Genomic DNA, 24,496 nt, shown 5'->3' on the forward strand with positions numbered 1-24,496 from the left:
CCATCAGACGCGCACCCCATCGAGGCCGCGCGCCATGCGGCGTTCCAGCGAACGCACGCCCCACGAGATGATCAGCGCAAGGCCGAAATAGATGACGAGAATGGTGGTGAACGGCACCATCGTGTTGCCTGTCTGCGAGCGCACCACCTGCGCTTGGAAGGTCAGGTCGGTGAGCGAGATCAGCGAAACGACGGCGGTCGCCTTGAGCAATTCGATGGCGTTGTTGCCGAAGGTCGGCAGCATGACCAGCAGCGCCTGCGGCAGGATGACATGGCGCATGGCTTGCCAGCGGCCGAGATTGAGCGCGGTGCAGGCCTCGTACTGTTCGCGGCCGATCGACTGGATGGCGCCGCGCACCACTTCCGCCGCATAGGCGCCGACATTGAGGCCGAGCGCCAGCACGCCGGCCTGCAGCGGCGTCAGCGAAATGCCGATGAAGGGCAGCACGAAATAGGCCCAGAACAGCTGCACGAAGATCGAGGTGCCGCGGAAGAATTCGATATAGGCGGTGGCCAGCGCCCGAATGGCGAAAAAACGCGACAGCCGCCCAAGCCCGGCGAGAAAGGCCATGATCAGGGCAAGCACCGACCCCATCAGCGTCAGCTCGATGGTAACTAGCGCTCCCTGCAATATCAGGCCGAAATAGCCGGACCATTGGGTCATGAAGGTCGAAATTTCCAGCGTTTCACGGTTGTAGTCTTGGCCCCTTCTCCCCGTTCACGGGGAGAAGATGCCGGCAGGCAGATGAGGGGCGGCGCGAACCAACCAAAGTATGGCGCTGCCCCTCATCCGTCACTTCGGGCCCCTTCTCCCCCGTGAACGGGGAGAGGGAAAAAGGCCCTACTTCGCCGAGCAGAGCTTGTCGCGGCTCGTCGACATCGCCGCCGCTGCCGAGAAGCCGTAAGGCTCGATGATCTTGGCGAATTCGCCGGACTTCTTCATCTTGGCCAGTTCGACGTCATAGGCGTCGCGCAGCGCCTCGTCGCCTTTCTTGAAGGCCGCGCCGTCGCAATAGACCGGCGCGCCGACGACCGGGGCAACGACTTCGAGGTTCGGATCGTTGGCCTTCTTGACCAGATCGTTGATCGACAGCACTGGCAGCGAATAGACGTCGATGCGGCCGTCCTGCAGCATCTTCAGGCCGCTCTGGCCGTCCGGCACGACGATGACGCGGTCGCGCGGCACGCCGGCAGTGAGCGCCAGCTTCTCCTCGGTGCCGCCGCCGGGCGCCCCGATCGTCGCGGTGGCATCCTTGGCGACATCCTCGTAGCTCTTGAAGCCCTTCGGGTTGCCCTTCTTGACCAGCATCGCCTCGGCGTCGCACAGCACCGGCTCCGAATAAGCGACCGCTGCGCAGCGCTCCGGTTTCATGAACAGGCCGGCGGTGACGACGTCGAAACGGCCGGCCTGCAGGCCGGGGATCATGGCGCCATATTCCGAGATCGAGGCGACGATGTCGTTGACGCCGAGGCGCTTGAAGATCTCGCGCGCTACATCGGGCGCAGCACCCGAAACCTTGCCGTCGGCCGCAACCGCCGTATAGGGCGGCTCATTGGCGATGGCGACGCGGGCGAAGCCCTGTGCCTTGAGCTCTTCGAGCTTGCTGTCGTCGGCCGATCCCGCGGTCGAGGCGGCCAGAATCGCGGTCAGTGCAACACCGGCCAGGCCGGCCAGAATGCCAAGTTTCTTCATTGTTCCCAACTCCTTGCTTCTCTTCTTGGTTCGCTTTGGTCGAGACGGCTTCGCCGCCCCTGAGGACGGCGTTGCCGCCTTGGCATGGCAGTCAGACGCGATGTCCGGCCGCGATGATCTTCTTCAGGAAGCCTTGCGTGCGCTCCTGCTTGGGATTGCGGAAAATCTCGTCGGGCTTGCCTTCTTCGACAATCTTGCCGCGGTCGAAGAACAAAACCCGGTCGGCGAAATCATGGGCAAAACCCATTTCGTGGGTGACGAGCAGCATGGTCATGTCGGTCTCGGAGCAGAGCCTCCACAAGACGTTCAGCACCTCCTCGACCAGTTCCGGATCGAGCGCCGATGTCACTTCGTCGAACAGCATGATCCTGGGCTGCAGCGCCAGCGCTCGGGCGATCGCCACGCGCTGCTTCTGGCCGCCGGAGAGCTGCGCCGGCATGGCTTTGGCCTTGTCGGCCATGCCGACCATGTCGAGCAGTTCCCTCGCCCGTTTTTCGGCGGCGGCGCGCGGCATACCCTTGGTCAGGATCGGCGCCAGCGTGACGTTGTCGATGACGCTCTTGTGCGGAAACAGGTTGAACAGCTGGAAGACCATGCCGATCTTCTGGCGCATTCTAGCCAGATGCCGTTCGTCGGCGGGCAGCAACTGGCCGTTGCGCTCCATGTGGTAAAGCTGCTCGCCATCGATCTGGATGTGACCGCTGTCGATCCGCTCCAGCGTCATCAGGATGCGCAGGATCGTCGTCTTGCCCGAGCCGGACGGGCCGATCAGCGCCAGCTTCTCGCGCGGCATGACCTGCATCGACAGGCCGTCCAGCACCTTGAAGGTGCCGAAGCTTTTCGAAATGCCGTCGATCTCGATGATGGGCGCGGACAATGAATTCCCCGTGCTGGAGAAGCTTGGTGCCTTTAACGATGCGGAACGCGCCAAATCATGTCAATCAGGAAAATAAACTCATGACAATGTTTCTGGCTCCGCACAATTTCGCGGCAATGTCTGCCTAGATCGCCAGCAGGAGATGCTCCGGATCGCCGAGCAGAAGTTTGGTCACAACGCTCAGGCCGGCGCGCAGTTCCCCTTCGGTAGTCGAGCCCAGCGAGATCCGAACCGCTGGCTGCCAGGGCGCCGCCGAGATACGGAACGATGTGCCTGGTGCGATCGCCACGCCCTGCAGGCGGGCCTGCGCGACGAAGCTTTCCTCGGAGCGGTCGCCGGGCAGCTGCAGCCACAGATGCAATCCGTCGCGATGGACACGATAGTCGACCCCGGCAAGCACCTGGGCAGCAATCTCCTGCCGCCGCCGCAGCGCCGAACGCTGCCAGCGGACAAGCCCCATCGCCGTGCCGTCGGTCACCCATTTTGTCGCGATCTCGGCCACCATCGGCGTCGCCATCCAGTTGGAGACGAGATGGCGGTTGGCGACGGCGGCGGCATAGCGGTCGGGTGCCGCGAGATAGCCGATGCGCAGGCCCGGCACCACGATCTTGGTGAAGGAGGTGACGTAGAGCGTGCGCTCGGGTGCGAAGGCGGCGATCGGCGGCGGACGGCCCTCGACCAGCGGGCCGAGCACGTCGTTCTCGATGATGGCGATGTCATGCCGGCGCGCCACCACAGCGATCTGCTCGCGCCGCGCGACATCCATAAGCGTTGCGGTCGGGTTAATCACCGAGGGCTGCACGAACACGGCGCGGATGTCGGAAAGCCGGCACGCCTCGTCCAGCGCCTCCGGGATCAAGCCGTTGTCGTCGATCGGCAGGCCCTCGAGGTTGAAGCCGAGATAGCGCGCCAGCGGGATCAGCGTGTGGTGGCCGATCGCCTCGGTGGCGACGGTCGAACCGGGCGGCGCCACGCTCATCAGCGCCACCGTCATGCCGGCCGTGGCGCCGTTGGTCAGGCTGACATTCTGCGCGGACACGTCGAGACCGCAGTGCCGCAGCCATTCGACCGCCACCGCGCGGTGGCGTGGGAACACCATGTTCGGCCTGAACGACAGCGCCGAACTCGACGGCAGGTTTTCGGCAAGCCAGCCCAGCGCCTGCTTCAGCCGCTCCAGATGCATCGGCTCGCAGACCGGCTTCAGGATCGAGAGGTCGATGACCTCGCCAAGGCGTTCCGGCAGATAGGGCGGCTCCGGCTCGCGGCGCTGCGTCTGCACGAAGCTGCCGCGGCCGATCTCGCCGGAGACCAGGCCCCGGCGGATCAGTTCCTCATAGGCGCGGCTGACTGTCTGCACCGAAAGCTCCAATTCGTCGGCCAGCCGGCGATGCGTCGGCAGCCGCGTGCCATTGGCCAACCGCCCATCATGGATGGCGCGCGCGAACTGGTCGGCGAGCGATTGATAGGCCGGCCGCCGGATGAGCGCGGGATCTGGACGCCACAATGTCATGACATATTAGAGATCGAAATCAGTGCAATTGACAATCGAAATAATGCGCCGTCATGGTGTCGGGGACAAAAAAGTGGACGCTCATGGCCGCACCGAAACTCGATCAGATCGACCTGAAAATCCTCGACGCGGTCCAGCGCGACGGGCGCATCACCAAGCTGGCGCTCGCCGAAAAGGTCGGCCTGTCGGCGACGCCGTGCTGGATGCGCCTGCGCAAGCTGGAAAAGGCCGGCATCGTCTCCGGCTATCACGCCAAGGTTGCGATGCGCGCCGTCGCGCCGGTCGCCACCGTCCTGATGGAGGTAACGCTGGCCAGCCACCGCCAGGCCGATTTCGACCGCTTCGAGCGGGTCATCCGCGATATCCCCGAAATCGTCGCCTGCTGGTCGGTGGGCGGCGGCGTCGACTATCTGCTGAAAGTGATGGCGCGCGACATCGACGCCTATCAGCGGCTGGTCGACGCCCTGCTTGAACGCGAGATCGGCATCGACCGCTATTTCACCTACATCGTCACCAAGACGGTGAAGGAGGAGATTGTCTTGCCGGTGGCGGATCTGCTGCCGGCGCTGTCGTGAGGCCTGAGCAAATCGCAAAGAGCCCCCTCATCCGGCCGCTTCGCGGCCACCTTCTCCCCGGCGGGAAGAAGAGGCTGGCGCCGGCGCTGGCGATCTCCTCTCCCCTCGGGGAGAGGTCGGATTGCCCCGAATTGCCCTTTGCAATTCGGTTGGCAATCCGGGTGAGGGGGCACTTCCCCAATGCGATTGCCCAGCCTAAAGCTGGACAGATTGTCTGTCCGAGCCGATGAATAGAGACAATCTCTCTAAGCGTGGGCGCCCAAACAGCCTCTCTGTCTGCACCGCGCGCATAGTCTCTCCGCATCGCCTCGACATCGGGAGACCTCGAACATGTCCGCGCATTTTGCCCGCCAACAACGCGACGAAGCGCTTGACCGCCTCGCCGACCGCCGACTGCTGCGCGAACTCGCCTATGTCGACGGCCACTGGACGGCGAGTGAGGCGGCCGAGAGTTTTGAGGTGACCGACCCTGCCACGGGCGCCACCGTTGCCTGGGTTGCCGCGCTCGATAGCAGGCAAACGAGCAAGGCGATCGACGCTGCGTCGCGTGCCTTTCCCGCCTGGCGCGCGGCTCTCCCACAGGAACGCGCAAGAATCCTGCGAAAATGGTTCGACCTGATCATCGCCGCGAAAGAGGATCTGACGCTCTTGATGACGCTCGAACAGGGCAAGCCGCTTAGGGAAGCGCGGGGCGAGATCGACTACGCCGCCGCTTTCGTCGAGTGGTATGCCGAGGAGGCAAAGCGCCTCAACGCCGAAAGCGTCACCAGCCATTTGCCGAACGCCGAAATGATGGTGCGGCGCGAACCGCTCGGCGTCGTCGGCGTCGTCACGCCATGGAATTTTCCCGCGGCCATGCTGACCCGCAAGGCCGCGGCCGCCCTTGCCGCCGGCTGCACGATCGTGGCGCATCCTTCGTCGGAAACGCCGCTGTCGGCGCTGGCGCTGGCCGAGCTCGGCGAACGCGCCGGCCTGCCGGCTGGCGTCTTCAACGTTCTCACCGGCAAGGCTTCGATCATCGTTGGGCGAATGTGTGAAGACGCTCGCGTCCGGGCCATTAGCTTCACCGGCTCGACCGAGATCGGCAGGCTTATCGCCGCGCAAACTGCGCCGACGATGAAGCGGCTGGTGATGGAGCTTGGCGGCCATGCGCCGCTGATCGTCTTTGCCGACACCGATCTCGACAAGGCTGTAACCATCGCCATCGATGCCAAATTCGCCACGTCCGGCCAGGATTGCCTTGCCGCCAACCGTATTTATGTCCAGCGCCCGATCTACGACCGTTTCTGCGCCGCCTTCGCCAGACGCATCGAGACGCTGCGGACAGGCAATGGGTTGGCCGATGACACCGACATCGGGCCGTTGATGCACGAGCGCGGCGTCCAGAAGGTCGAGGAGCAGGTTGCCGATGCGCTAGCCCATGGCGCGCGCTGCCTAACCGGCGGCGGCAGACATCCGGCCGGGCCGCTGTTCTACCGGCCGACCCTGCTGGCCGATGTCACCGACGACGCGCTGATCATGCGCGAGGAAACCTTTGGTCCGGTCGCCGCCGTGACGGCCTTCGACAGTGAAGACGAGGTCATCGCCCGCGCCAACGCCACCGAATACGGCCTCGTCGCCTATGTCGTCACCGAGAACGGCGGCCGCCAATTGCGCATAGGCCGCGCGCTCGACTACGGTATGGTCGCCATCAACCGCGTCAAGATCACCGGCGCGCCGATCCCGTTCGGCGGCGTCAAACAGTCCGGCATCGGCCGCGAGGGCTCGCGCCACGGGCTCGAAGCCTTTACCGATCTTAGATATCTCTGCCTGGACGTGGCGTAAGGTGTATCGACATTCAGGTGATGCCGGTCTGCAAATGGCGGCGTCCTGCGCTTCCGGTGCTCACGTACGAAAAAGTACGCTCCGCTCCGGTTCTCGGAAGCCACCATTTTCGACTCGGCCTGACCTGAATGTCGACACACCTTAGGCCGCGTCGGGACCATCTTTCTCTAAGGAGTCAAAAAAATGCTCGACCAGTCCAACGAACTCGCCGCCTGGGACCGCGACCACTTCTTCCATCCCTCGACCCATATGGGCACGCATGCACGGGGTGAATCGCCGACCCGCATCATCGCCGGCGGCGAAGGCGTCACTATCTGGGACAATAACGGGCGCAAGAGCATCGATGCCTTCGCCGGCCTCTATTGCGTCAATGTCGGCTATGGCCGCCAGAAGATATCAGACGCCATCGCCGCGCAAGCCAAGAACCTGGCCTATTATCACGCCTATGTCGGCCACGGCACCGAGGCGTCGATCACGCTTTCCAAGATGATCATCGATCGGGCGCCGCAAGGCATGTCGAGGGTCTATTTCGGCCTCTCCGGTTCCGACGCCAACGAAACCAACATCAAGCTGATCTGGTACTACAACAACGTGCTCGGCCGTCCCGAGAAGAAGAAGATCATCTCGCGCTGGCGCGGCTATCACGGCTCCGGCGTCATGACGGGGTCGCTGACCGGGCTGGACCTGTTCCACAACGCCTTCGACCTGCCGCGTGCGCCGATCCTGCACACCGAAGCGCCCTACTATTTCCGCCGCGCCGACCGCTCGATGAGCGAGGAACAGTTTTCCCAACACTGCGCCGACAAGCTGGAGGAGATGATCCTGGCTGAGGGCCCGGACACGGTCGCCGCCTTCATCGGCGAGCCGATCCTCGGCACCGGCGGCATCGTGCCGCCGCCTGCCCTCTACTGGGAAAAGATCCAGGCGGTGCTGCAGAAGTACGACGTGCTGCTGGTGGCCGACGAAGTGGTCACCGGCTTTGGCCGGCTGGGCACGATGTTCGGCTCCGACCATTACGGCATCAAGCCCGACCTGATCACCATCGCCAAGGGCCTGACCTCAGCCTATGCGCCGCTGTCGGGCGTCATCGTCTCGGACAAGGTCTGGCAGGTGCTGGTGCAGGGTTCCGACAAGCTCGGCAGCATCGGCCACGGCTGGACCTATTCGGCGCATCCGATCTGCGTTGCCGCCGGCGTCGCCAACCTGGAACTGATCGACGAGATGGACCTGGTCACCAATGCCGGCGAAACCGGCGCCTATTTCCGCGCCGAGCTGGCGAAAGCCGTCGGCGGCCACAAGAATGTCGGCGAGGTGCGCGGTGACGGCATGCTGGCGGCGGTCGAGTTCGTCGCCGACAGAGATGATCGCGTGTTCTTCGACGCCTCGCAAAAGATCGGGCCGCAGGTCGCGACAGCCCTTGGCGAGCGTGGTGTCATCGGCCGCGCCATGCCGCAGGGCGACATTCTCGGCTTTGCGCCGCCGCTGTGCCTCACCCGCAAAGAGGCCGACATCGTCGTATCGAAAACGGCAGATGCGTTGAAGAGCGTGTTTGCGAACCTCTGAAAAACCGACATGAATGCCATAACCAAACCCCTCCCCGCCACCATGGCCGCAGTGCTCCTGACCGGTTACGGCGGACCGGAAAAGCTTGTCTACCGCACCGACGTGAAAGTGCCCTCGCCCGCCCCGGGCGAGGTGCTGGTCAAGGTCACCGCTTGCGGCATGAACAACACCGATGTCTGGGTGCGACAGGGCGCCTACGGCACGGAGGAAGATGCTGCCGCCGTGTCGACCTGGCGGCGTCAGGGCAACACGCTGACTTTCCCGCGCATCCAGGGCACCGACACCGTCGGCAACATCGTTGCCGTCGGCGATGGTGTTTCTTCGGCCCGCATCGGCGAGCGGGTGATGGTCGACTTCTCCATCTACAACCGCGACGATGATTCACTCGCCGACATCGACTATATGGGCCACGGCCGCGACGGCGGCTATGCCGAATATCAGGCCGTGCCGGCCGAAAATGCCCATGTCGTCGCTACCGACCTAACTGACGTCGAACTCGCCACTTTCTGCTGCGCTTACCTTACCGGCGAACAGATGCTGGAACGCGCCGCATTGATGGCCGGCGAGCGAGTGCTGGTCACCGGCGCGTCGGGCGGCGTCGGCTCCGGCATCGTGCAATTGGCGCGGGCACGCGGCGCCATTCCCTATGCCGTCGTCGGCAAGGGCAAGGAACAGGCGGTGCTCGACATCGGCGCCGAGGCGGTGATCACCCGTGGCGTCGCCGATCTGCCTGCTGCCGTGAACGACGCGACCGACGACCAGCCGATCGACGTGGTTGCCGACCTCGTCGGCGGTGCGATCTTCAATGATCTCTTGCGCATCCTTCGGCCCGAAGGCCGCTACACCACCGCCGGCGCGATTGCCGGCCCGGTCGTGCAACTCGATCTGCGCACCATGTATCTCAAGCAGTTGCAGCTGCATGGTTCGAGCCAGGGCACGCGTGCGGACTTTCGCCGTATCGTCCGCTACATCGAGGAGAAGAAGATCCGGCCGCTGGTCGGTGGCGTCTACAGGCTGTCCGATTTCCACCGTGCCCAGGCGGATTTCATTGCCAAGGATTTTGTCGGCAAGCTGGTGGTCGTTCCGGATGCCGTTTCGGATTTCGCTGCAACCGGTTGACAATCGACTAACAAGCGCTCGGGCTGTTCGCCGACACGGTAAAATCGAGCGCGACATGGCCTTGCGGCGCGCCGAAGCGAAGGAAGGCTTCCGATAGCGTCGCGAACACCGGTCCGGCATCGCCTCTAAGCTTGGTGCAGAAATTCTTCGACCTGTCGAAGACGCCCGAAATCTTGAGAAAGTCGATGCAGCCGTAGATCTCGTCCATGTGATGGCCCTCGCCGAGCGGATAGAGCGAGAACTGCGCGGCGACCTCTTGGCCGAGCTTTTTCGCACCGTCGACATGCGACCGCGCCGCGCCGATGCGCTCGGCCAGGGAGAGCTCGTGACTGCTGCCGGAAATCGGTGTGCAGATCGGATCGTCGGGCTCGCCGGGGCAGCCGCGCGACACCGTCGCCGACAACACGCAGTGCACGCCACTTGCCGCCGCCGAGGCGAACAGATCGCGCATGGCCGGGAAAAGCTGTTCCGGCGGGCCGACGATCAGCGTCGAGATGTCGTCGGTCTCGATGCGGAAATTCGGCCGATAGGAATCCATCGCCGAAATAGCTTTGAGGATGACGCCGACGAAATCGTCGCACATCGGATACAGGGAAATCTGTGCACCTGAAAACACGGTCGCCTCGCTCCGCTGGCATTACCCAGATCAGCTTGAGGGACCGAAGGCTTGGCACCTTCCATCTCAGCCCCGGCAATACGGAGCGCCCCTGTCGATTGGGTGGACGTAGCACCGGCGCGGTGGATGTTCAAGTACGATCCGGGGCAATTGCCGATCGTGGCGCCGCCGGCAAAGCTGCCGATCTCCCCTGCGGAAGATTGGATGCCGCAGCAAGGCTCAAAGCGTACCTGGCTTTCAACGCTCAATACGCGGCGGCTTTCACGAGGCGTTTTTCGTGATGGCTTTGTTTATCTGCAAGACCATTCTGATTTGGCTGCACGACGGCAACAAGGATTCCTGATCCTCTCCTGCAGCGTTATAAGTTTTTCGCAATTTTCTTATAACGCCGCTTGCGTCGCTCGAGATCACGCCGTTACGCGCGCGCCAATTGCGGGACCTGCTTGCCCGCGGCTTCAAGCGATCTTTCGAACGCGTCGATCATCTCATCGACCTGTGGCTCGGTGATGATCAGCGGCGGGCAGAAAGCCAGCGCGTCGCCCATGTTGCGGGATATCACGCCGTTCTGCTGCATGAAACCGTTGACGAGCCCGCCCAGCGCGCCGGCCGTCTCCCACGGCGTCTTGCTCGCCTTGTCGCCGACCAGTTCGACCGCCGCGATCAGGCCGACTCCGCGCACCTCGCCGACAAGCGGGTGCGATTCGAGCTTGCGCAGCCGCTTCTGCATATGCGCGCCGACCGTGCGCGCATTGCCGACAAGGTCGCGCTCCTCGATCAGCTTCAGGTTCTCGAACGCGACTGCCGCCGCAACGGGATGGCCGCCGCCGGTGAAGCCGTGGCCGAAGGTGCCGATGCGATTGCTTTCGTCGGCAATCGGCTCGAAAACCTTTTCGTTGATCAGCAAGGCCGAGATTGGCAGGTAGGACGAAGAAATCTGCTTCGACAGCACCATGATGTCAGGCCTGATGCCGAAGGTCTGCGAGCCGAACATCTCGCCGGTTCGGCCAAAACCGCAGATCACCTCGTCGGCGACGAGCAGGATGTCGTATTTCGACAGGACCGCCTGGATCTTCTCCCAGTAGCCGGCCGGCGGCACGATGACGCCGCCGGCGCCCATGATCGGCTCGCCGAAGAAGGCAGCGATGGTTTCCGGTCCTTCGGCCAGGATCAGCTTTTCCAAGTCGTCGGCAAGCCGGCTCGAAAACTCTGCTTCGCTCTCGCCTGGCAGCGCCTCGCGCCAGTGGTGCGGCGTCGACGTGTGCAGCACATTGGCAATCGGCAGGTCGAAGGACGTGTGGTTGTTGGGCAGGCCGGTCAGGCTTGCAGCGGCAATGGTGACGCCGTGATAGCCGCGATTGCGGCTGATGATCTTCTTGCGTGCCGGCTGGCCGATCGCATTCGACCGGTACCAGATCATCTTCATGGCCGTATCGTTGGCCTCGGAGCCGGAATTGGTGAAATACGCCTTGCTCATCGGCACTGGCGCCATCTGCACCAGCTTCTCGGCGAGATCGATCAGCGGCGAATGCGATTTGGAGCCGAAGTCGTGATAGTAAGGCAGCTTGGACATCTGGCGCACCGCCGCATCGACCAGCCGCTTCTCCGAAAAGCCGACCGCGACGCTCCAAAGCCCGGCCATCGCCTCGATATAGCGGTTGCCGGCGAGATCCTCGACATAGATGCCGTCGCCCTTCTCGATGACGAGTGGCCCTGCTTCCTCATGCTTGCGGGCATTGGTGTAGCCGTGCAAGTGGTAGCTGATGTCGCGGGCTTCGGGAGAATTCGGTCGAGCGTCCATGATGGCTCCTGTCCTGCATGCCGGGACGTGCGTCCTGCCGCCTTTCGGCGCGCGCATCGGCCTCTGAATTAATGCTGTTTGGTGCATCCGTTTCTTGTAAGGGTGTCAAGCCATTTCGGAAGGGCCGGCGGATGGACGGAAGACATGCAGAATTTCAGCTTCGAGGCTGCGGAACGCGAGAACCTGCGCCAAGCCGGCGGTGCGCGTCGCCAAGACTTGATCCCCGAACGGGTCACCAGCAGGCACAACAACAAGGCTGAGGTGGCCTGATCGTGGACCATGTCGACTGCATCGTCGCCGGCGCCGGCGTCATTGGCCTTGCGATCGCGCGAGAGATGGCGCGGCGTGGCATGGATACCCTGATCCTCGAGGCCGAGAACGCCATCGGCACCGGGACCAGTTCGCGCAATTCCGAGGTCATCCATGCCGGCATCTACTATCCGGCCGGATCGCTGAAGGCCCAGCTCTGCCTGCCAGGCCGGGAAAAGCTCTACCGTTATTGCCAGGAGCGGGCGGTGCCGCATGCGCGCTGCGGCAAGCTCATCGTCGCCACGGATGCCGAACAGGAGCCGGTGCTCGCTTCCATCCTGGCCAACGCCTCTGCTTGCGGCGCGGGCGATTTGACGCGCTTGACCGCAGCAGAGGCGCGCAGGCTGGAGCCCAAGCTGCGGTGCACGGCGGCCCTTTTGTCTCCCGCCACCGGCATCATCGACAGCCATGCCCTGATGCTTGCGCTGCTGGGCGACGCCGAGGAGCACGGGGCGGCGCTCAGCCTCAACACCCGCATCGTCTGCGGCCGCATCGAGGGCGGGCGCATCGCGCTCGACACGGTCGACAGCACAAGCGGCGAGCGCTTTGAAATCGCCACCACGCGCTTCATCAACGCCGCCGGGCTTGGCGCCACAGCACTTGCCGGCTCGCTTGACGGGCTCGACCCGCAATTCGTGCCAGATCTTCGCTATGCCAAGGGCAACTATTTTTCGGTCGCCGGCCGGGCGCCATTCTCGCGGCTGGTCTATCCCGTGCCCGAACCAGGCGGGCTCGGCGTCCATCTGACGCTCGACCTCGACGGCGTCGCCCGCTTCGGGCCTGACGTCGAATGGACCGAGACACTCGACTATCGCGTCGATCCAACGCGTGGCGAGCGCTTCTACGACGAGATCCGCAAATACTGGCCGGACCTGGGCGATGGCAGCCTGCAGCCGGCCTATAGCGGCATCCGGCCGAAGCTCTCCGGTCCCGGCGAAGCCAATGCCGACTTCGTCATCCAGGATGCGGCGGTGCATGGCGTGGAGGGCCTGGTCAATCTGTTCGGCATCGAGAGTCCCGGCCTTACGTCAAGCCTGGCGATCGCTGACCATGTCGCGCAGCGCCTCGCGCCGAAGGCCAGCTAGCCGAGGGCGGCCCGCGCGAGCCGTAAGCCATCCGTAAGCCGGGGTCGCGGAACCTGGGTCCGACGATCACCGGAACCATCGATATGAAGAACCGTTTCGAAGCCATACCGAACCCAAGCTGCCGGTTCGAGATCTGGGACAATGAGACCGGCGAGCCCGTGGTCCATCACGATCGGCTGCTCACCTTCGCCTCGGCGAAGTCGGCGGCAAGGATCGCCGACTTCCTCAACGACAGCAGCAGCCATCGGCGCCTCGCCGGCGCTGCCGAATGGCGCGTTGCGGCCCGCGATGTCGGCTGGGGAGGATGATCGCCAGGCTGCTCCACCTGGCGCTCGGCATGGCGGAGCTTCGGCGGCTCGTCTTCCAACGAAACTTGGCGCAGGATCGAACGCTTTGGTACCGAGCGTCGGAGGAGTCTCGCATGACCGATGAACCAAGCCGTGAACCGGCGCGTGATCCCCGGGATTTGGAGCGCCTGCTGATCTCCCGTCAGTGGGCGGGAGACATCGACGGCATGGCCGCGCTTTTTGAGCCGCATGCCGTCATCGACAGCGGTGAAGGCCGACTGACGCATGGCCGCGAAGCGATCCGGGCACTCTTCGCGAACATCACCGCCACGGGCCGAAAATTTGCTGCCGGAACTCAGGCACCGGCAGTTATCAGCGGAGACTTGGCACTCACATCAACCCGTCTTCCCGATGGCACCGTAACCGCCGAGGTCGCCCGCCGCCAAGGCGACGGGACATGGCTGTGGGTCATCGATCGATTCTCGGTTGCGTAGCGTCGGCCCGGATCACCCCGGAAATCGATTTTCGCTGGCGGCCGTGTAGCGCAAAGGAGTGACTCCAGTACGGTTGTGGATTCGAAGTTCCTGAACGCCGATGCCGTCGATCGAGCAGGAACTTCAAATCTGGTTATGATGCATCAGTGCGCCGTCTGCGAATGGTCGCCGCCCGGCTCCGAAATTCCGCCCAGCGCTTCGCCGGCCCAGGCCGGCTCGCCGTTCGTGGCGAGATCGCCGAGCGAGACAATGCCAACCAACCGACGGTCGCGGCTGATCACCGGCATTCGCCGCACTTTGAGTTCGCGCATATTCTGAAGAACATCGCCGACTTCCTGGTCGTCAAAGCAGCATTGTACCTCCGCGCTCATCACGTCCCTGATCTTGGCATCGGGACCTCTGCCCTCCGCGATGCCACGAACGGCAATGTCGCGGTCCGTGATCATGCCGACCAGCCGGTCATTCTCACCGACGGGCAGAACACCGGCGTCAAGATCGGCCATGGCTCGTGCGGCATCCCGCAGGGACTGGTCCGGACTGGCGACCTGAACATTCCGTGTCATGCACTCGCTGATTCTCATAGCTTTCTCCTCGAGGTGCAGCGCCCCGCCGATCCTGTGATGAAGGTGTGATCAGGGGAGAATGAACGCCTTTAGAAATTGTTCCATTTTTCGACCACGCGCAGCGGGCAGGCGCGACGGGATAGCTCTGCGACGGGCCTTATCCGTGACGGACCGGGAACCATAATCCGGCACGATGGTTGTGTGGTCACCAAGTGATCCTCCCCGAGCAAAACGGAAAACGGAAGGAACGATCATGCGCATATTGACGACAATTGCCGCCCTTTCGGGATTGGCCCTGGCGCAGCCTATCCACGCGCAATCCACCGACCCGCAGCTTCCCCAAATCGCGCCCCCGGCCCCGGAAGCCCTGCCCGATCCAAGCTTGCCTAACCAAACGCCTGACCAGGCCCTGCCGGATCAAGGTTTCACCGACCAGAATTTTACTGGCATTGCGATTGTCGCCCTCGAGGATCTGCCGCCGGAACTCAAGACACAAGCCGAGGCCGTGATCACCCAGACCAGCGTTGAAGATCTGCTTACCCTGCAGAGCTCGATCGATGCGTCGCCGCAGGCAGCAACGGCGCTGGCGGCGAGCGGACTGGATTCCTCGCAAGTTGTTGCCGCCAACATCGATGGCGACGGCATGCTGACGCTGATCATCCAGACAACCACCTGATCGGCGATCCGGGCGTGGCGGACCGGACCACCCGGCTTCGGCCCTGAAAACCCAGTACAGCGGAGCACCGTGATGGTCGAAGCCGCAGTTCGCAACTTCACCCTCAACTTCGGGCCGCAGCATCCCTCAGCTCACGGCGTCCTGCGGCTGGTGCTGGAACTGGACGGCGAGATCGTCGACCGCGCCGATCCCCATATCGGCCTGCTCCACCGCGGCACGGAAAAACTCATCGAGTACAAGAACTATCTGCAGGCCCTGCCCTATTTCGACCGGCTCGACTATGTCGCGCCGATGAACCAGGAGCATGCGTTCTGCCTCGCCGCCGAGAAGCTGCTCGAAATATCAGTCCCGAGGCGCGGACAACTTATCCGTGTGCTCTTTTGCGAAATCGGCCGGCTCTTGTCGCATCTCCTCAACGTCACGACACAGGCGATGGATATCGGCGCGCTGACCCCGCCACTCTGGGGTTTCGCCGAGCGCGAGAAGCTGATGGTGTTCTACGAGCGCGCCTCCGGCGCCCGCATGCATGCGAATTATTTCAGGGTCGGCGGCGTGCACCAGGACCTGCCTGAGAAGCTCCTGGACGACATCTGGAATTTCTGCGATCCGTTCCTCAAGGTCTGCGACAATCTCGATGAATTGCTCACCGGCAACCGCATCTTCAAGCAGCGCAATGTCGATGTCGGCGTGATCGGCCCCGATGACGCCTGGGCCTGGGGCTTCTCCGGCCCCATGCTGCGCGGGTCGGGCGCAGCATGGGATTTGCGCAAGGCGCAGCCATATGAATGCTACCCCGAAATGGACTTCGACATTCCCATCGGCAAGCATGGCGACTGCTATGACCGCTACCTCGTCCGCATGGAGGAAATGCGCCAGTCGGTGCGGATCATGAAGCAATGCCTGGAAAAATTGCGATCGCCCGAAGGCCAAGGGCCAGTGGCAATTCCAAACCACAAAATCACGCCACCGCCGCGGGCGACGATGAAACGCTCGATGGAAGCGACCATCCACCATTTCAAACTCTACACGGAGGGTATTCGCGTGCCCGCTGGAGAAGTCTATGCCGCCGTGGAGGCGCCGAAGGGCGAGTTCGGCGTCTACCTGGTTTCGAACGGCAGCAATACTCCCTATCGATGCAAGATCCGCGCGCCGTCCTTTGCCCATCTGCAGGCGATGGATTTTCTGTCGCGCGGGCACATGATCGCCGATGTCGCCGCGATCATCGGGTCGCTCGATATCGTGTTCGGCGAGATCGATCGCTGACGAGGCGCGGGGTGTTTCAGATTTCGAGCAGGGCGTAGGGACGGCCGGTCGGCTTCGCCACGTGCATGGCGACGTTGTATACCGGGGCACCACCGGGCGTGCGACCTTCATAGACGCCGCGATGCGCGTGGCCATGCACGACGGCGCTGACCTTGAACCGATCGATCGTCTCAGCCAGCCGCGACGAGCCGAGGAACGGAAAAATCTCCAGCGGCTCGCCAACGACCGTCTCGACCACCGGAGCGTAGTGCAGGACGACGAGCGTACGGTTGGTGCGAACCTGCCGCATCGCGTTTTCGAGCCGCATCGACTCGCTGACGCTTTCGGCGACCATCGCCTTGATCGCCGGCTCGCCGAACGAGCCGAGCATGCGTGATCCAAAACCGCCGATGAAACCCTTCACGCCGACAAAGCCGACCTCCTTGATTTCCGTTGTCTGGCCGTCGAGAAGATGGACGCCTGCCTGCCGAAGGATGTGGGCGACGTCCTCGACCGCGCCGGATTCATAGTCATGGTTGCCGAGCACGGCGACGACCGGGATGGAGCAGGCGCGCAAATCCTCTGCAAGGATTTCGGCCTCTCGGGGCTTGCCGAGATTGGTGAGGTCGCCAGTGAGCACGAGGACGTCCGCTTCGCGCGAGACCTCGCCGAAGAGATCACGGCAGGAGGCCTGGCCGTCTTCCCGCACATGCAGGTCGCCGACGGCCGCAATCTTGACTGTGCGGTTTCTCTCGGTCCTTGCCGTGGCAGTTCCGCCCTTCTCAGCCATCGCGAAATTCTCCTGTTCCGCCGACGCCGGCAAAGCCCCATTCCTTGACGTCGATTTCGTAGTCGGTCGGCGAAAGCAGTCGTCCACGGCAGATCTTCATCCGGGGGGTAGGCAACTCCCTCTGCTTGGCGAGACGGTCAAGCAATTCGTCGAGCAGCCAGGCGGGAACATGATCGCGCTCGCTCGGATAGATCCATCGGAAATTCAGAAGCTGCATCAACAGCACCTCCCAGTGAACTTCGAGGTAGGAAAGCAGCCTATGCCAGTCGATCTGATCCTGCGCCTTGAGGATGGTATGAGCGATGTCGGCGCCGTCGTGGCGGCGTCTGTCCTGGATGAAGCATTTGGACCAGATAAGCTCGGTCGGACCTACGATCCGCACCTGACTGCCCAGCAGCTCGAATTGCCGTGCATGCTCCAGCCACTGGTCGCCGACCGGCATGGTGCCATTGGCAGAAGCGAATATGACGTCAAAAAAATGCGTGCCTTTGAAAACCTTTCCAAGCCATCGGTCGTCCACGATCTCGACCGCATAGCCGGCCTGCTTGAAATGCGCGAGAATGCGGGCGTAGTCGCCGGCCTTGCAAAAAATGTCGAGGTCCTTCGTCTGGCGCGTGACGCCTGTGTAGGCGCTCACCGCATAGGTGCCGGCAACAAGAAAGGGGATATCCGTCGCGGCGAGTTCGCGGATCGCCTCGGTGTAGAAGACCTCTGCTTCGGCGTGGCGAAGCGTCGGCGCCGCTTTTGCATTGATCGTCGGAACGGATGCCGGGATGGCGCCTTCCGGTGTAGAATCATTGGTCATGAAACCGTGGCTCCAAAACCCCAGCAAATCTGCAACTGTCCGTCCTTAACAAAGCCGCCGCCGCATGGTTCCGTTGTCGATATCATGCAGCCGGACACCTCCATCGGACGGCCAGGCCGCCAAATCCGTTAAAAATGCGATGGCGGAGCCTTTTTCGCCGCCGAGGAGTTGAAGGTATGAGAAAACCACCAGCACGGAGGTGACCATGGAGGACGAGCGCAAGGCGGTACGTGTCAGGCTCAGGGGAAGGGTGCAAGGCGTCTCTTTTCGCGTGTGGACACGGACCGAGGCCGAGAGGCTCGGTCTGTCCGGATGGGTTCGCAACGAGGATGACGGATCCGTAACGGCACTGATCGTCGGGGCCGAAGGCGCGGTTTCGACGATGATGAACCGGTTCTGGAAAGGGCCGACCGGAGCCTCGGTGTCCCGCGTGACATCCCAAGATGTCGACCCGGGCCAGGAGCCGAACGGATTCAGGATCATCGGCTAGAAAGTGTATATCGGCTTTGGGAAAACCCGATTGCTCACCAAAAAGCCAGGCCTACGCGACTCTTGCCTTGCGCCGTCGGGAACAATCGACAGCCAGCGCCGTTGGAACCGATGCGGGCGGGCATGACAAACAATGACGGGATTCGGCCTATGGACGTCACCCGAGCAGACGGCTTTCCGTTCAGTTTCGGCGAGAAAGCATCTCGGGTCGGCTTTCGGACTGCCGACGACAGTTCGATGTATGCTCTTGCACTAGCCACTGACTACGACGGCACACTCGCGGAAAACGGGGTCGTTTCCGATACGACCCGTGCCGCGCTTGAGCGGCTGAAGGAAACCGGCCGCAAGTTGATAATGGTGACCGGTCGCGAGCTTGCCGACCTCGAAAGCGTTTTCCCGGAGCTTGGCATTTTCGACAAGGTCGTCGCCGAAAACGGCGCGCTCGTCTACACGCCGGCTTCGAAGAAGATACGGGTCCTGGCGCCTGCGCCGCCGGCGGAATTCGTCGACAGGCTGATGATGCGCAAGATCGCGCCCCTGTCGATTGGACGTTCCGTCGTCGCCACCAGGGAGCCCAACGAGACCATCGTGCTGGAAGTGATCAAGGACCTTGGCCTGGAGCTGGAGATCATCTTCAACAAGGGTGCCGTCATGGTGCTGCCGAGCGGGGTCAACAAGGCGACCGGTCTTGCGGCTGCCCTTGAGGATCTGGAATTGTCCGCCCACAATGTCGTCGGCATCGGCGATGCGGAGAACGACCATGCCTTTCTGCGCGCCGTCGGCTTCGGAGTTGCAGTCGCCAATGCACTGCCGAAGGTAAGGGAGACGGCGGGCCACGTGACGAATGGTGCCCGCGGCGCGGGCGTGAGGGAGTTGATCGAGGGCCTCATCTCGCATGACGCCGCCTTGCTCGACACGGCGCGGCAACGCATCGAGATTGGCGCGGACGACGGATCGGGCGCGGTGATGCACCTTTCACCGCGCGGCGGCGGCGTGCTGCTGGCCGGCACGTCGGGGATCGGAAAATCCACCCTCGCCACTGCCCTGACCGAGCGCTTCGTCGAGCAAGGCTTCCAATTTTGCGTGCTCGACCCTGAGGGCGACTACGAGGACCTGGAGGACGTGCTGGTGGTTGGCGACGCCAAAAGCCCGCCGAGCTCGCGCGAAATCTTCGACCTCTTGTCGAAGCCGTCCAACAATGTCGCCGTCAACATGCTCGGGATCAAGACCGCGGAGCGGCCAAACGCCTTCGCCAAGCTGCTGCCGGAGCTTGCCGCGCTTCGCGCCCGCACCGGACGCCCGCACTGGCTGATCATCGACGAGGCACACCACCTGTTGCCGCACGCGCGCGATGGCACATCCTTTGCGCTTCCAAAAAGCCTTTCGGCGACCATTCTGGTCACAGTACATCCCGATCTGGTTTCGCGGGATGTGCTGGCAGGTGTCGACACGGTGCTGGCTCTTGGCCCGGAAGCCGACAAGGTTGTTGAAAGCTTCTGTGCAGCAATTGGCGAGGGCGTACCGCCGGGCGTCGTGCCGCCACCGGAAAACAAGGTCTTGTATTGGAACCGGTCGACAGCCGATCCCGCAAGACCGATCTCGGTCGAGCGTCCCCGGCAGGAACGCAAGCGCCATATTCGGAAATATGCCGAGGGCGATCTTGGCGACAACAGTTTCTATTTCCGCGGCGCGGACGGCAAGCTCAACCTGAAAGCGCAAAATCTCATGATGTTCCTCCATATCGCCGAGGGGATCGACGACCGCACCTGGGAGCATCACTTGCGCGCGGGCGACTATTCGGCCTGGTTCCGCGACCAGGTCAAGGACCAGGGACTTGCGGAGGAAGCGGCTGTCATCGAGGATGACGATAGTCTCGATCCGCATAGAAGCCGCGCCGCCATCGCGGAAGCGGTCCATCGCCGCTACACCGCGCCCGCCGACTGAAATCCGCCCATGCCCTGTGGTATCGAGGCCGATTGTATCGAGCTTCGCCGATGGCGGATCGCCGCCGAACGGCATATCCGCACATCAACGACCACTGATGCGAGGCGTGGAAATCGCTTCGCCGCCTCCATCAACTGAACATGCCGGCCCCTAGCGTGAATGCCGGTAGCTTCAATGCCCGTAGCGTCAATGCTGCTTCAATGCATGAATGTTCCTCGCAGCCAGGCGAAGAAGCCGAACCTCTCGGACATTGCCGCACGGACGCGGGAGGCAGCCCATCGCGCTCGTATCGTGGCGCCGACATGGCAATGGCAGACGATTTCGTGCAACTGCCAGTCGGTCAGTTCGAAGAAGCGCCTGGCTTCACCGTAGGTGTCGTCTCTCAAGCCTTGTGCGCGAAAGATCGGGTCCTCGAAGGCAACCGTGAGAGGCGAGTCGTTGTAACGCATCTTTTCGCGTATCTCAGGGGACTTGTATTCGGTGCCCGTCAACGCTTCGAGACGCCGATCGGGATTTTTCTCCAGCAGTTTCGCCCAACGTTCGAGACGCTGGCTTCGGGTCGCTACGAGGTCTGTTGCTTCAGCGTGAACGTCGGCAACGGTATGCAGTTGGTCAAGTGTTTGGTGCTTCACGGCCGCCTCCTATTCAACAGGTGAGTTCGTCCCACCCTGAAATGGAAATTATGGCGCTCCACGACGCCGACAAGGCCCTCATGCGCGTACCATTCGATCACTTTTCTGACGGCGCCGTCCTGCCACGAGTGCCTGATGCCTGCGGGATCATCGGAGGTTGCCGTCGGAACCATAGGCACGCGTGGTCGTTCTGCGTGCATCAGCCCGTAGAACGAAACCGATCGAAACGGGTGGCGTCAAATCCCGGCCGACGTCGGTGACCCGCCAAGGCAGCGTGCAGCGAGGAAGGAAATCGCACCATGGCCATTCTTCCCACTCCCGAACCAACGCCCACTCCGGCGCCCACGCCACCGCCACTTCCTGAACCGAAGCCGGTGCGTGAGCCGGACCCGGACAGACTTCCCGACGAAGCTCCCGTTCCCAATCCGGATGAAAATGATGCGCCGCTGAAAATCGGTCCTAAAACATCCAATCCCGGCATTTCACGGATCGGATTGGCGTGAAGCGATCGGGGGGGACGCTCGCTCCAGATCGCCCAGTTCCTCATGGCGGCCGGTGTCGGCGCATTGCGCGGCCATCGAGCGCGTGGCGCTCAGGCGGCGCGGAATGATGATGGAATGATGCTCACCGTCGCAGGCATCAGATCGAGCGCTGCGGCGAAGCGAACTCGGAGGCCTGCCGTCATCGAGAGGCAATCCATGAGACCGGTCCTGACCATGACCGTCTGATCAATTCGCGTCCCGTGCGAGGCCACTACCACGTACCCGCGTCCTTGATACACCGGATTCATCCCCTAGTTACCTCCGTGGGCGCCTTAGTCGCGAGTTTGCCTGGGGGCGGCGGCGGTTGCGCCGTCCTGACTGCATACCGCGGAAAGACGGTTCGACTGACGCACTTTATGGAGGTGGTCGTGCGTCAATCCCTTGAATCCAGCTGGGCATATTTCGCATGCGTTTGCTCGATCGCGGTAGCTTGCGCAGGAGCTGCTGCCGGCGGTGAGCGCGGCGGAGGCAATAGCGGTGGCAACCATGGTGGCGGAGACAATAGCGCTGGCAGCCATCACGGTGAAGGCCGCAAAGGCGGCGCGCACAAAGGACCTAGCGGCTCCAGCAGTAGGTCACCGGTGGACGACGATGGGACCAGCACCGCTGCAACGGCAGCAGTTGCGGCAACTACGGCCGCCACTGCCGTCAGTGTCGCCCGGTCCGCAGGAGCCGGACGGTCGCTCGACCTCCCGGCCAGCCTCCAGCCTCCCAGCGACATCAACAGTCCATCGACGGTTAGTCCAATCAAAGCGCTGCCGGGCGTCCCGGATGAAATCGTTCGCGCCTGCCATGATGCAATCGAGTCGGCCGCCGCCCCGTTTGGCGCGACCAGTGTGCGCGTCAGCAGCGCAGGTTCCATACGCCGGTTGAGCCCGGATACGATCTCGGCTCCCGTTGAGGTCAGCATCGACTATGGACGGCAAGGCAAGGTGGAGACGCGGCAGGCGCCGATCAGATGCGAATTGAACGCGACTGGCGGCGTGATCGGGCTGACATAGCGCATCGCGCAGAACTCCTCGCCGACGAGAGCAGGATGAATTCGAACGGGTGAATCATCCGCGGCGTCGTGAGAGGGTGCGACTGCAATGCCTCCCAAAGGCCCGGGGCCTTCGATAGGAGGACCGCACAGTCGTTTTAGAAATCACTCCAACGTCGCTTGTCTTGGCCTGAGGGGATAGGGAAGTATGAGAGAACGCACCCGGGCAATCCGCGCCGGGGCGCGAATCTTGCTGCGTGCAGTCTTCTGGCTGACAGCCTTCAACCCGCCGGCAGCGGCTGCCGCGCGGCCAGCGCGCGGCTTCAGCGGCGGCTCAATCTGGGCGCTGCGACGCTCAGCCCTGAGCCTGTCATTGTCCGCGCGCGCGGCGGCCAGGTCGCGGGCAAGAGAAACAGTGACTTCACGTTGCTTGTCCAGAGCCTCCTTCAGCCTGGCGACCCCTACCAAAAGTGCTCGGGCGGCGTCGCGTTCGAGGCGCGCTTTATTGAGGTCCTCATGGGTCGAGACTGCCGCAGCGCGTTCTCGTGCCAGAGCCTGCGCCGTCTCGGTTGCAGTCTGCTCCACTCGTTCGCTCGCTGTGACTGCTCTGGCTCGTTCCTGCTCAGCCGCGTCGCGCTCGAGGCGAGTTTTTTTCAGCTCCTCTCGCGTCGACGCTGTTGCAGCACGTTCTCGTGCCAGAGCCTGTGCCGTCTCGGTTGCAGTCTGCTCGGCACGCTTTCTCGCTGAGACTGCTCTGGCTCGTTCCTGCTCAGCCGCGTCGAGCTCGAGGCGAGTTTTTTTCAGCTCCTCATGAATCGACGCTGCTGCAGCGCGTTCTCGAGCCAGCGCGCCCTCCGTCTCGGCTGCGGTCTGCTCCACTCGTTCTCTGGCTCTGACTGCACCGGTCCGTCCCTGCTCAGCCGCATCGGCGCGCTCCATGAGCGCGGCATTGGACAGTTTCACTTCGGCGAGGTCGCCACGAAGGTCCTCTGATTTCCGGCGTTCGTCGTCGAGCATTCCGCTAGCTTGCGCCAGCGAAGCCTTGGCCTTGGCGCGATCCTCGGCGGCCTCGGCCTCAAGCTGTTGAATTTTCGCCCGCGCTCGCGATAGCTCGCGCGGCCGCCATTCGGCTCGCTGACGCTCCAGATGAGCAGCGGGCATCTCCGTAAAGACATAGTTGGTGGCCTCGCGCAGCATCGTGCGGGTATCTCCCGCAATGCGTCGCAATGCGTCAACTGTGCGGGCTGCCGCGAGCTCGTTGCGCAATTGCTCCTCGCGTACGCTATCGGCGGCTGCCATGCTTGTCCTCAGCGCGTCGATCTCCTTGCGCGACTCGAGCAGCGCTCGCTGCAGAGCGGCGCTCCTGGCGCGCTCGCCTTCCGCCGCCCGGTGCTCCTGGCCGGCCAATTCCTTCGCTGCGGCTGCCTGAGCAGCAGCTGCTCCGACTTGCGCCCGGGCAGCCGTGAGATCCGGGCTGAGCAATTCGACACTCGTGCGCTCGTCTCCCTGGGCTGGCCCACGCACATCTAATGCAGCACTCGCCGGAAGCTCGATGGGTCGCGAAAGGTCCGGATTGGCGTTGCCCTGGACCCGCGAAATGGCGGGGGCGCTTTCGACCCAGTTTTGTCTCGTCATCGCATAGCTAAGCGGCACGGCCAGACAGATTGCGGCGACGCCAAAGCGGGGTACAAGACCGATCGGCCTACGAACGCGAGGAGGTGAGGCCGTCGCTGTGGTGAGGTCGGGATCCTCCGCGAGGGCGAGTTGCGTCGGCATACGGCTCAGAGCCCTCAATACTGGACTAGTTAGGGCGGCAAGATAAGCCGCCACCTGCCTCTGAACATAGCCAGCGATTTCCCTGATCGATGTCGCAAGTCGGCCGGATTGCGCTATGTTCGTCGCGGAAGCGAAAGCGTTGGTCTGGGCCACAGACGAGCTCTCGCAAGCTTCGGAGATCACGTCGAAATACTCGATTCGCACCCCGAACCGAAGGCAATCGGCATCCTGATGCCGAATATCCAGGTTTACGGTGTCTGAGGGCGTGGCAACCCGAGAAGAACAAGCAGGCTCGGTTGCAAGGTCGAC

Annotated in this window: 24 protein-coding genes and 1 riboswitch; of the genes, 13 read left to right on the top strand and 11 right to left on the bottom strand. The window is 63.1% G+C overall.

All coding sequences use genetic code 11. The features are described 5' to 3' along the window. Positions 1–3: 3 nt before the first annotated feature. From ehuC to ehuR, 4 genes are all read right to left on the bottom strand, one after another. Positions 4–663, bottom strand: a complete 660-nt coding sequence (ehuC, locus tag AC0L3L_RS32185) for an ectoine/hydroxyectoine ABC transporter permease subunit EhuC (protein ID WP_473641197.1) — start codon at positions 661–663, stop codon at positions 4–6. A 177-nt stretch (positions 664–840) separates the two neighbouring features. Then, a complete protein-coding gene (ehuB, locus tag AC0L3L_RS32190; protein ID WP_473641199.1) occupies positions 841–1,692 on the bottom strand; it encodes an ectoine/hydroxyectoine ABC transporter substrate-binding protein EhuB in 852 nt (283 codons plus the stop codon). Positions 1,693–1,783: 91 nt separating this feature from the next. Continuing rightward, positions 1,784–2,569: an ectoine/hydroxyectoine ABC transporter ATP-binding protein EhuA gene (gene ehuA / locus AC0L3L_RS32195; RefSeq protein ID WP_473641201.1), complete on the bottom strand. Its 786-nt coding sequence runs from the start codon at positions 2,567–2,569 to the stop codon at positions 1,784–1,786. 124 nt (positions 2,570–2,693) lie between these two features. After that, positions 2,694–4,079, bottom strand: a complete 1,386-nt coding sequence (gene ehuR, locus AC0L3L_RS32200) for a MocR-like ectoine utilization transcription factor EhuR (protein WP_473641204.1) — start codon at positions 4,077–4,079, stop codon at positions 2,694–2,696. Between the two features lie 83 nt (positions 4,080–4,162). Here ehuR and AC0L3L_RS32205 point away from each other — a divergent pair, with 83 nt between their 5' ends. From AC0L3L_RS32205 to AC0L3L_RS32220, 4 genes are all read left to right on the top strand, one after another. Beyond that, entirely contained in the window at positions 4,163–4,654 is a 492-nt protein-coding gene (locus AC0L3L_RS32205; protein WP_473526910.1) for an Lrp/AsnC family transcriptional regulator, read from the top strand. A 330-nt stretch (positions 4,655–4,984) separates the two neighbouring features. Further along, positions 4,985–6,478: an NAD-dependent succinate-semialdehyde dehydrogenase gene (locus tag AC0L3L_RS32210; protein WP_473641206.1), complete on the top strand. Its 1,494-nt coding sequence runs from the start codon at positions 4,985–4,987 to the stop codon at positions 6,476–6,478. A 183-nt stretch (positions 6,479–6,661) separates the two neighbouring features. After that, on the top strand, positions 6,662–8,041 hold the full coding sequence (locus AC0L3L_RS32215) for an aminotransferase (RefSeq protein WP_473641208.1): 1,380 nt from the start codon (positions 6,662–6,664) through the stop codon (positions 8,039–8,041). A gap of 9 nt (positions 8,042–8,050) precedes the next feature. Then, the gene (locus tag AC0L3L_RS32220) at positions 8,051–9,160 is read left to right on the top strand and encodes an alcohol dehydrogenase family protein (RefSeq protein WP_473641210.1); all 1,110 of its coding nucleotides are present in this window, start codon (positions 8,051–8,053) and stop codon (positions 9,158–9,160) included. A gap of 7 nt (positions 9,161–9,167) precedes the next feature. On the opposite strand, the gene AC0L3L_RS32225 is transcribed toward AC0L3L_RS32220, so the two are convergent. Together AC0L3L_RS32225 and AC0L3L_RS32230 are read right to left on the bottom strand one after the other, a co-directional pair. Further along, on the bottom strand, positions 9,168–9,776 hold the full coding sequence (locus tag AC0L3L_RS32225) for a YkoF family thiamine/hydroxymethylpyrimidine-binding protein (protein ID WP_473641212.1): 609 nt from the start codon (positions 9,774–9,776) through the stop codon (positions 9,168–9,170). Continuing rightward, a riboswitch (TPP riboswitch) is annotated at positions 9,767–9,879 on the bottom strand. It overlaps the preceding gene by 10 nt. Positions 9,880–10,191: 312 nt before the next feature. Continuing rightward, the gene (locus AC0L3L_RS32230; protein WP_473641213.1) at positions 10,192–11,574 is read right to left on the bottom strand and encodes an aspartate aminotransferase family protein; all 1,383 of its coding nucleotides are present in this window, start codon (positions 11,572–11,574) and stop codon (positions 10,192–10,194) included. 144 nt (positions 11,575–11,718) lie between these two features. Between AC0L3L_RS32230 and AC0L3L_RS32235 the strand changes: the two genes are divergently transcribed. The 4 genes from AC0L3L_RS32235 to AC0L3L_RS32250 all read left to right on the top strand — a co-directional run bounded on the left by AC0L3L_RS32235 (position 11,719) and on the right by AC0L3L_RS32250 (position 13,749). Beyond that, positions 11,719–11,844, top strand: a complete 126-nt coding sequence (locus AC0L3L_RS32235; RefSeq protein WP_258123042.1) for a hypothetical protein — start codon at positions 11,719–11,721, stop codon at positions 11,842–11,844. A 2-nt stretch (positions 11,845–11,846) separates the two neighbouring features. Then, a complete protein-coding gene (locus tag AC0L3L_RS32240; protein ID WP_473641215.1) occupies positions 11,847–12,968 on the top strand; it encodes an NAD(P)/FAD-dependent oxidoreductase in 1,122 nt (373 codons plus the stop codon). Positions 12,969–13,051: 83 nt separating this feature from the next. Continuing rightward, positions 13,052–13,276, top strand: coding sequence for a hypothetical protein (locus AC0L3L_RS32245; protein ID WP_473641217.1), 225 nt, complete (start codon positions 13,052–13,054; stop codon positions 13,274–13,276). A 113-nt stretch (positions 13,277–13,389) separates the two neighbouring features. Next, positions 13,390–13,749, top strand: a complete 360-nt coding sequence (locus AC0L3L_RS32250; protein WP_473641219.1) for a YybH family protein — start codon at positions 13,390–13,392, stop codon at positions 13,747–13,749. Between the two features lie 143 nt (positions 13,750–13,892). Here AC0L3L_RS32250 and AC0L3L_RS32255 read toward each other — a convergent pair whose 3' ends face one another. Further along, positions 13,893–14,330 (bottom strand): CBS domain-containing protein, encoded by a 438-nt coding sequence (locus AC0L3L_RS32255; RefSeq protein ID WP_473641221.1) that lies wholly within the window; start codon positions 14,328–14,330, stop codon positions 13,893–13,895. A 235-nt stretch (positions 14,331–14,565) separates the two neighbouring features. Here AC0L3L_RS32255 and AC0L3L_RS32260 point away from each other — a divergent pair, with 235 nt between their 5' ends. Together AC0L3L_RS32260 and AC0L3L_RS32265 are read left to right on the top strand one after the other, a co-directional pair. Continuing rightward, positions 14,566–14,988: a hypothetical protein gene (locus AC0L3L_RS32260; protein ID WP_473641223.1), complete on the top strand. Its 423-nt coding sequence runs from the start codon at positions 14,566–14,568 to the stop codon at positions 14,986–14,988. A 72-nt stretch (positions 14,989–15,060) separates the two neighbouring features. Continuing rightward, entirely contained in the window at positions 15,061–16,251 is a 1,191-nt protein-coding gene (locus AC0L3L_RS32265; RefSeq protein WP_473485579.1) for an NADH-quinone oxidoreductase subunit D, read from the top strand. 16 nt (positions 16,252–16,267) lie between these two features. Here the strand turns inward: AC0L3L_RS32265 and AC0L3L_RS32270 are convergent, their stop codons facing one another. Both AC0L3L_RS32270 and AC0L3L_RS32275 read right to left on the bottom strand, forming a co-directional pair. After that, positions 16,268–17,020 (bottom strand): metallophosphoesterase family protein, encoded by a 753-nt coding sequence (locus AC0L3L_RS32270; protein WP_473485578.1) that lies wholly within the window; start codon positions 17,018–17,020, stop codon positions 16,268–16,270. Further along, entirely contained in the window at positions 17,013–17,825 is an 813-nt protein-coding gene (locus tag AC0L3L_RS32275; RefSeq protein ID WP_473485577.1) for a nucleotidyltransferase family protein, read from the bottom strand. Before AC0L3L_RS32275 ends, AC0L3L_RS32270 begins: the two co-directional genes overlap by 8 nt. Before the next feature lie 205 nt (positions 17,826–18,030). Between AC0L3L_RS32275 and AC0L3L_RS32280 the strand changes: the two genes are divergently transcribed. Continuing rightward, a complete protein-coding gene (locus tag AC0L3L_RS32280) occupies positions 18,031–18,315 on the top strand; it encodes an acylphosphatase (RefSeq protein ID WP_473547780.1) in 285 nt (94 codons plus the stop codon). A 236-nt stretch (positions 18,316–18,551) separates the two neighbouring features. Continuing rightward, entirely contained in the window at positions 18,552–20,258 is a 1,707-nt protein-coding gene (locus AC0L3L_RS32285) for an HAD family hydrolase (protein ID WP_473641242.1), read from the top strand. Positions 20,259–20,455: 197 nt separating this feature from the next. Here AC0L3L_RS32285 and AC0L3L_RS32290 read toward each other — a convergent pair whose 3' ends face one another. Then, positions 20,456–20,890 (bottom strand): hypothetical protein, encoded by a 435-nt coding sequence (locus AC0L3L_RS32290; protein WP_082982175.1) that lies wholly within the window; start codon positions 20,888–20,890, stop codon positions 20,456–20,458. A 299-nt stretch (positions 20,891–21,189) separates the two neighbouring features. Between AC0L3L_RS32290 and AC0L3L_RS32295 the strand changes: the two genes are divergently transcribed. Then, positions 21,190–21,393, top strand: coding sequence for a hypothetical protein (locus tag AC0L3L_RS32295; RefSeq protein ID WP_473641225.1), 204 nt, complete (start codon positions 21,190–21,192; stop codon positions 21,391–21,393). Positions 21,394–22,576: 1,183 nt separating this feature from the next. Here AC0L3L_RS32295 and AC0L3L_RS32300 read toward each other — a convergent pair. Then, positions 22,577–23,608, bottom strand: coding sequence for a hypothetical protein (locus AC0L3L_RS32300; protein ID WP_473641227.1), 1,032 nt, complete (start codon positions 23,606–23,608; stop codon positions 22,577–22,579). Between the last annotated feature and the right edge of the window lie 888 nt (positions 23,609–24,496).

The sequence above is a fragment of the Mesorhizobium sp. WSM4849 genome, from assembly GCF_055811385.1.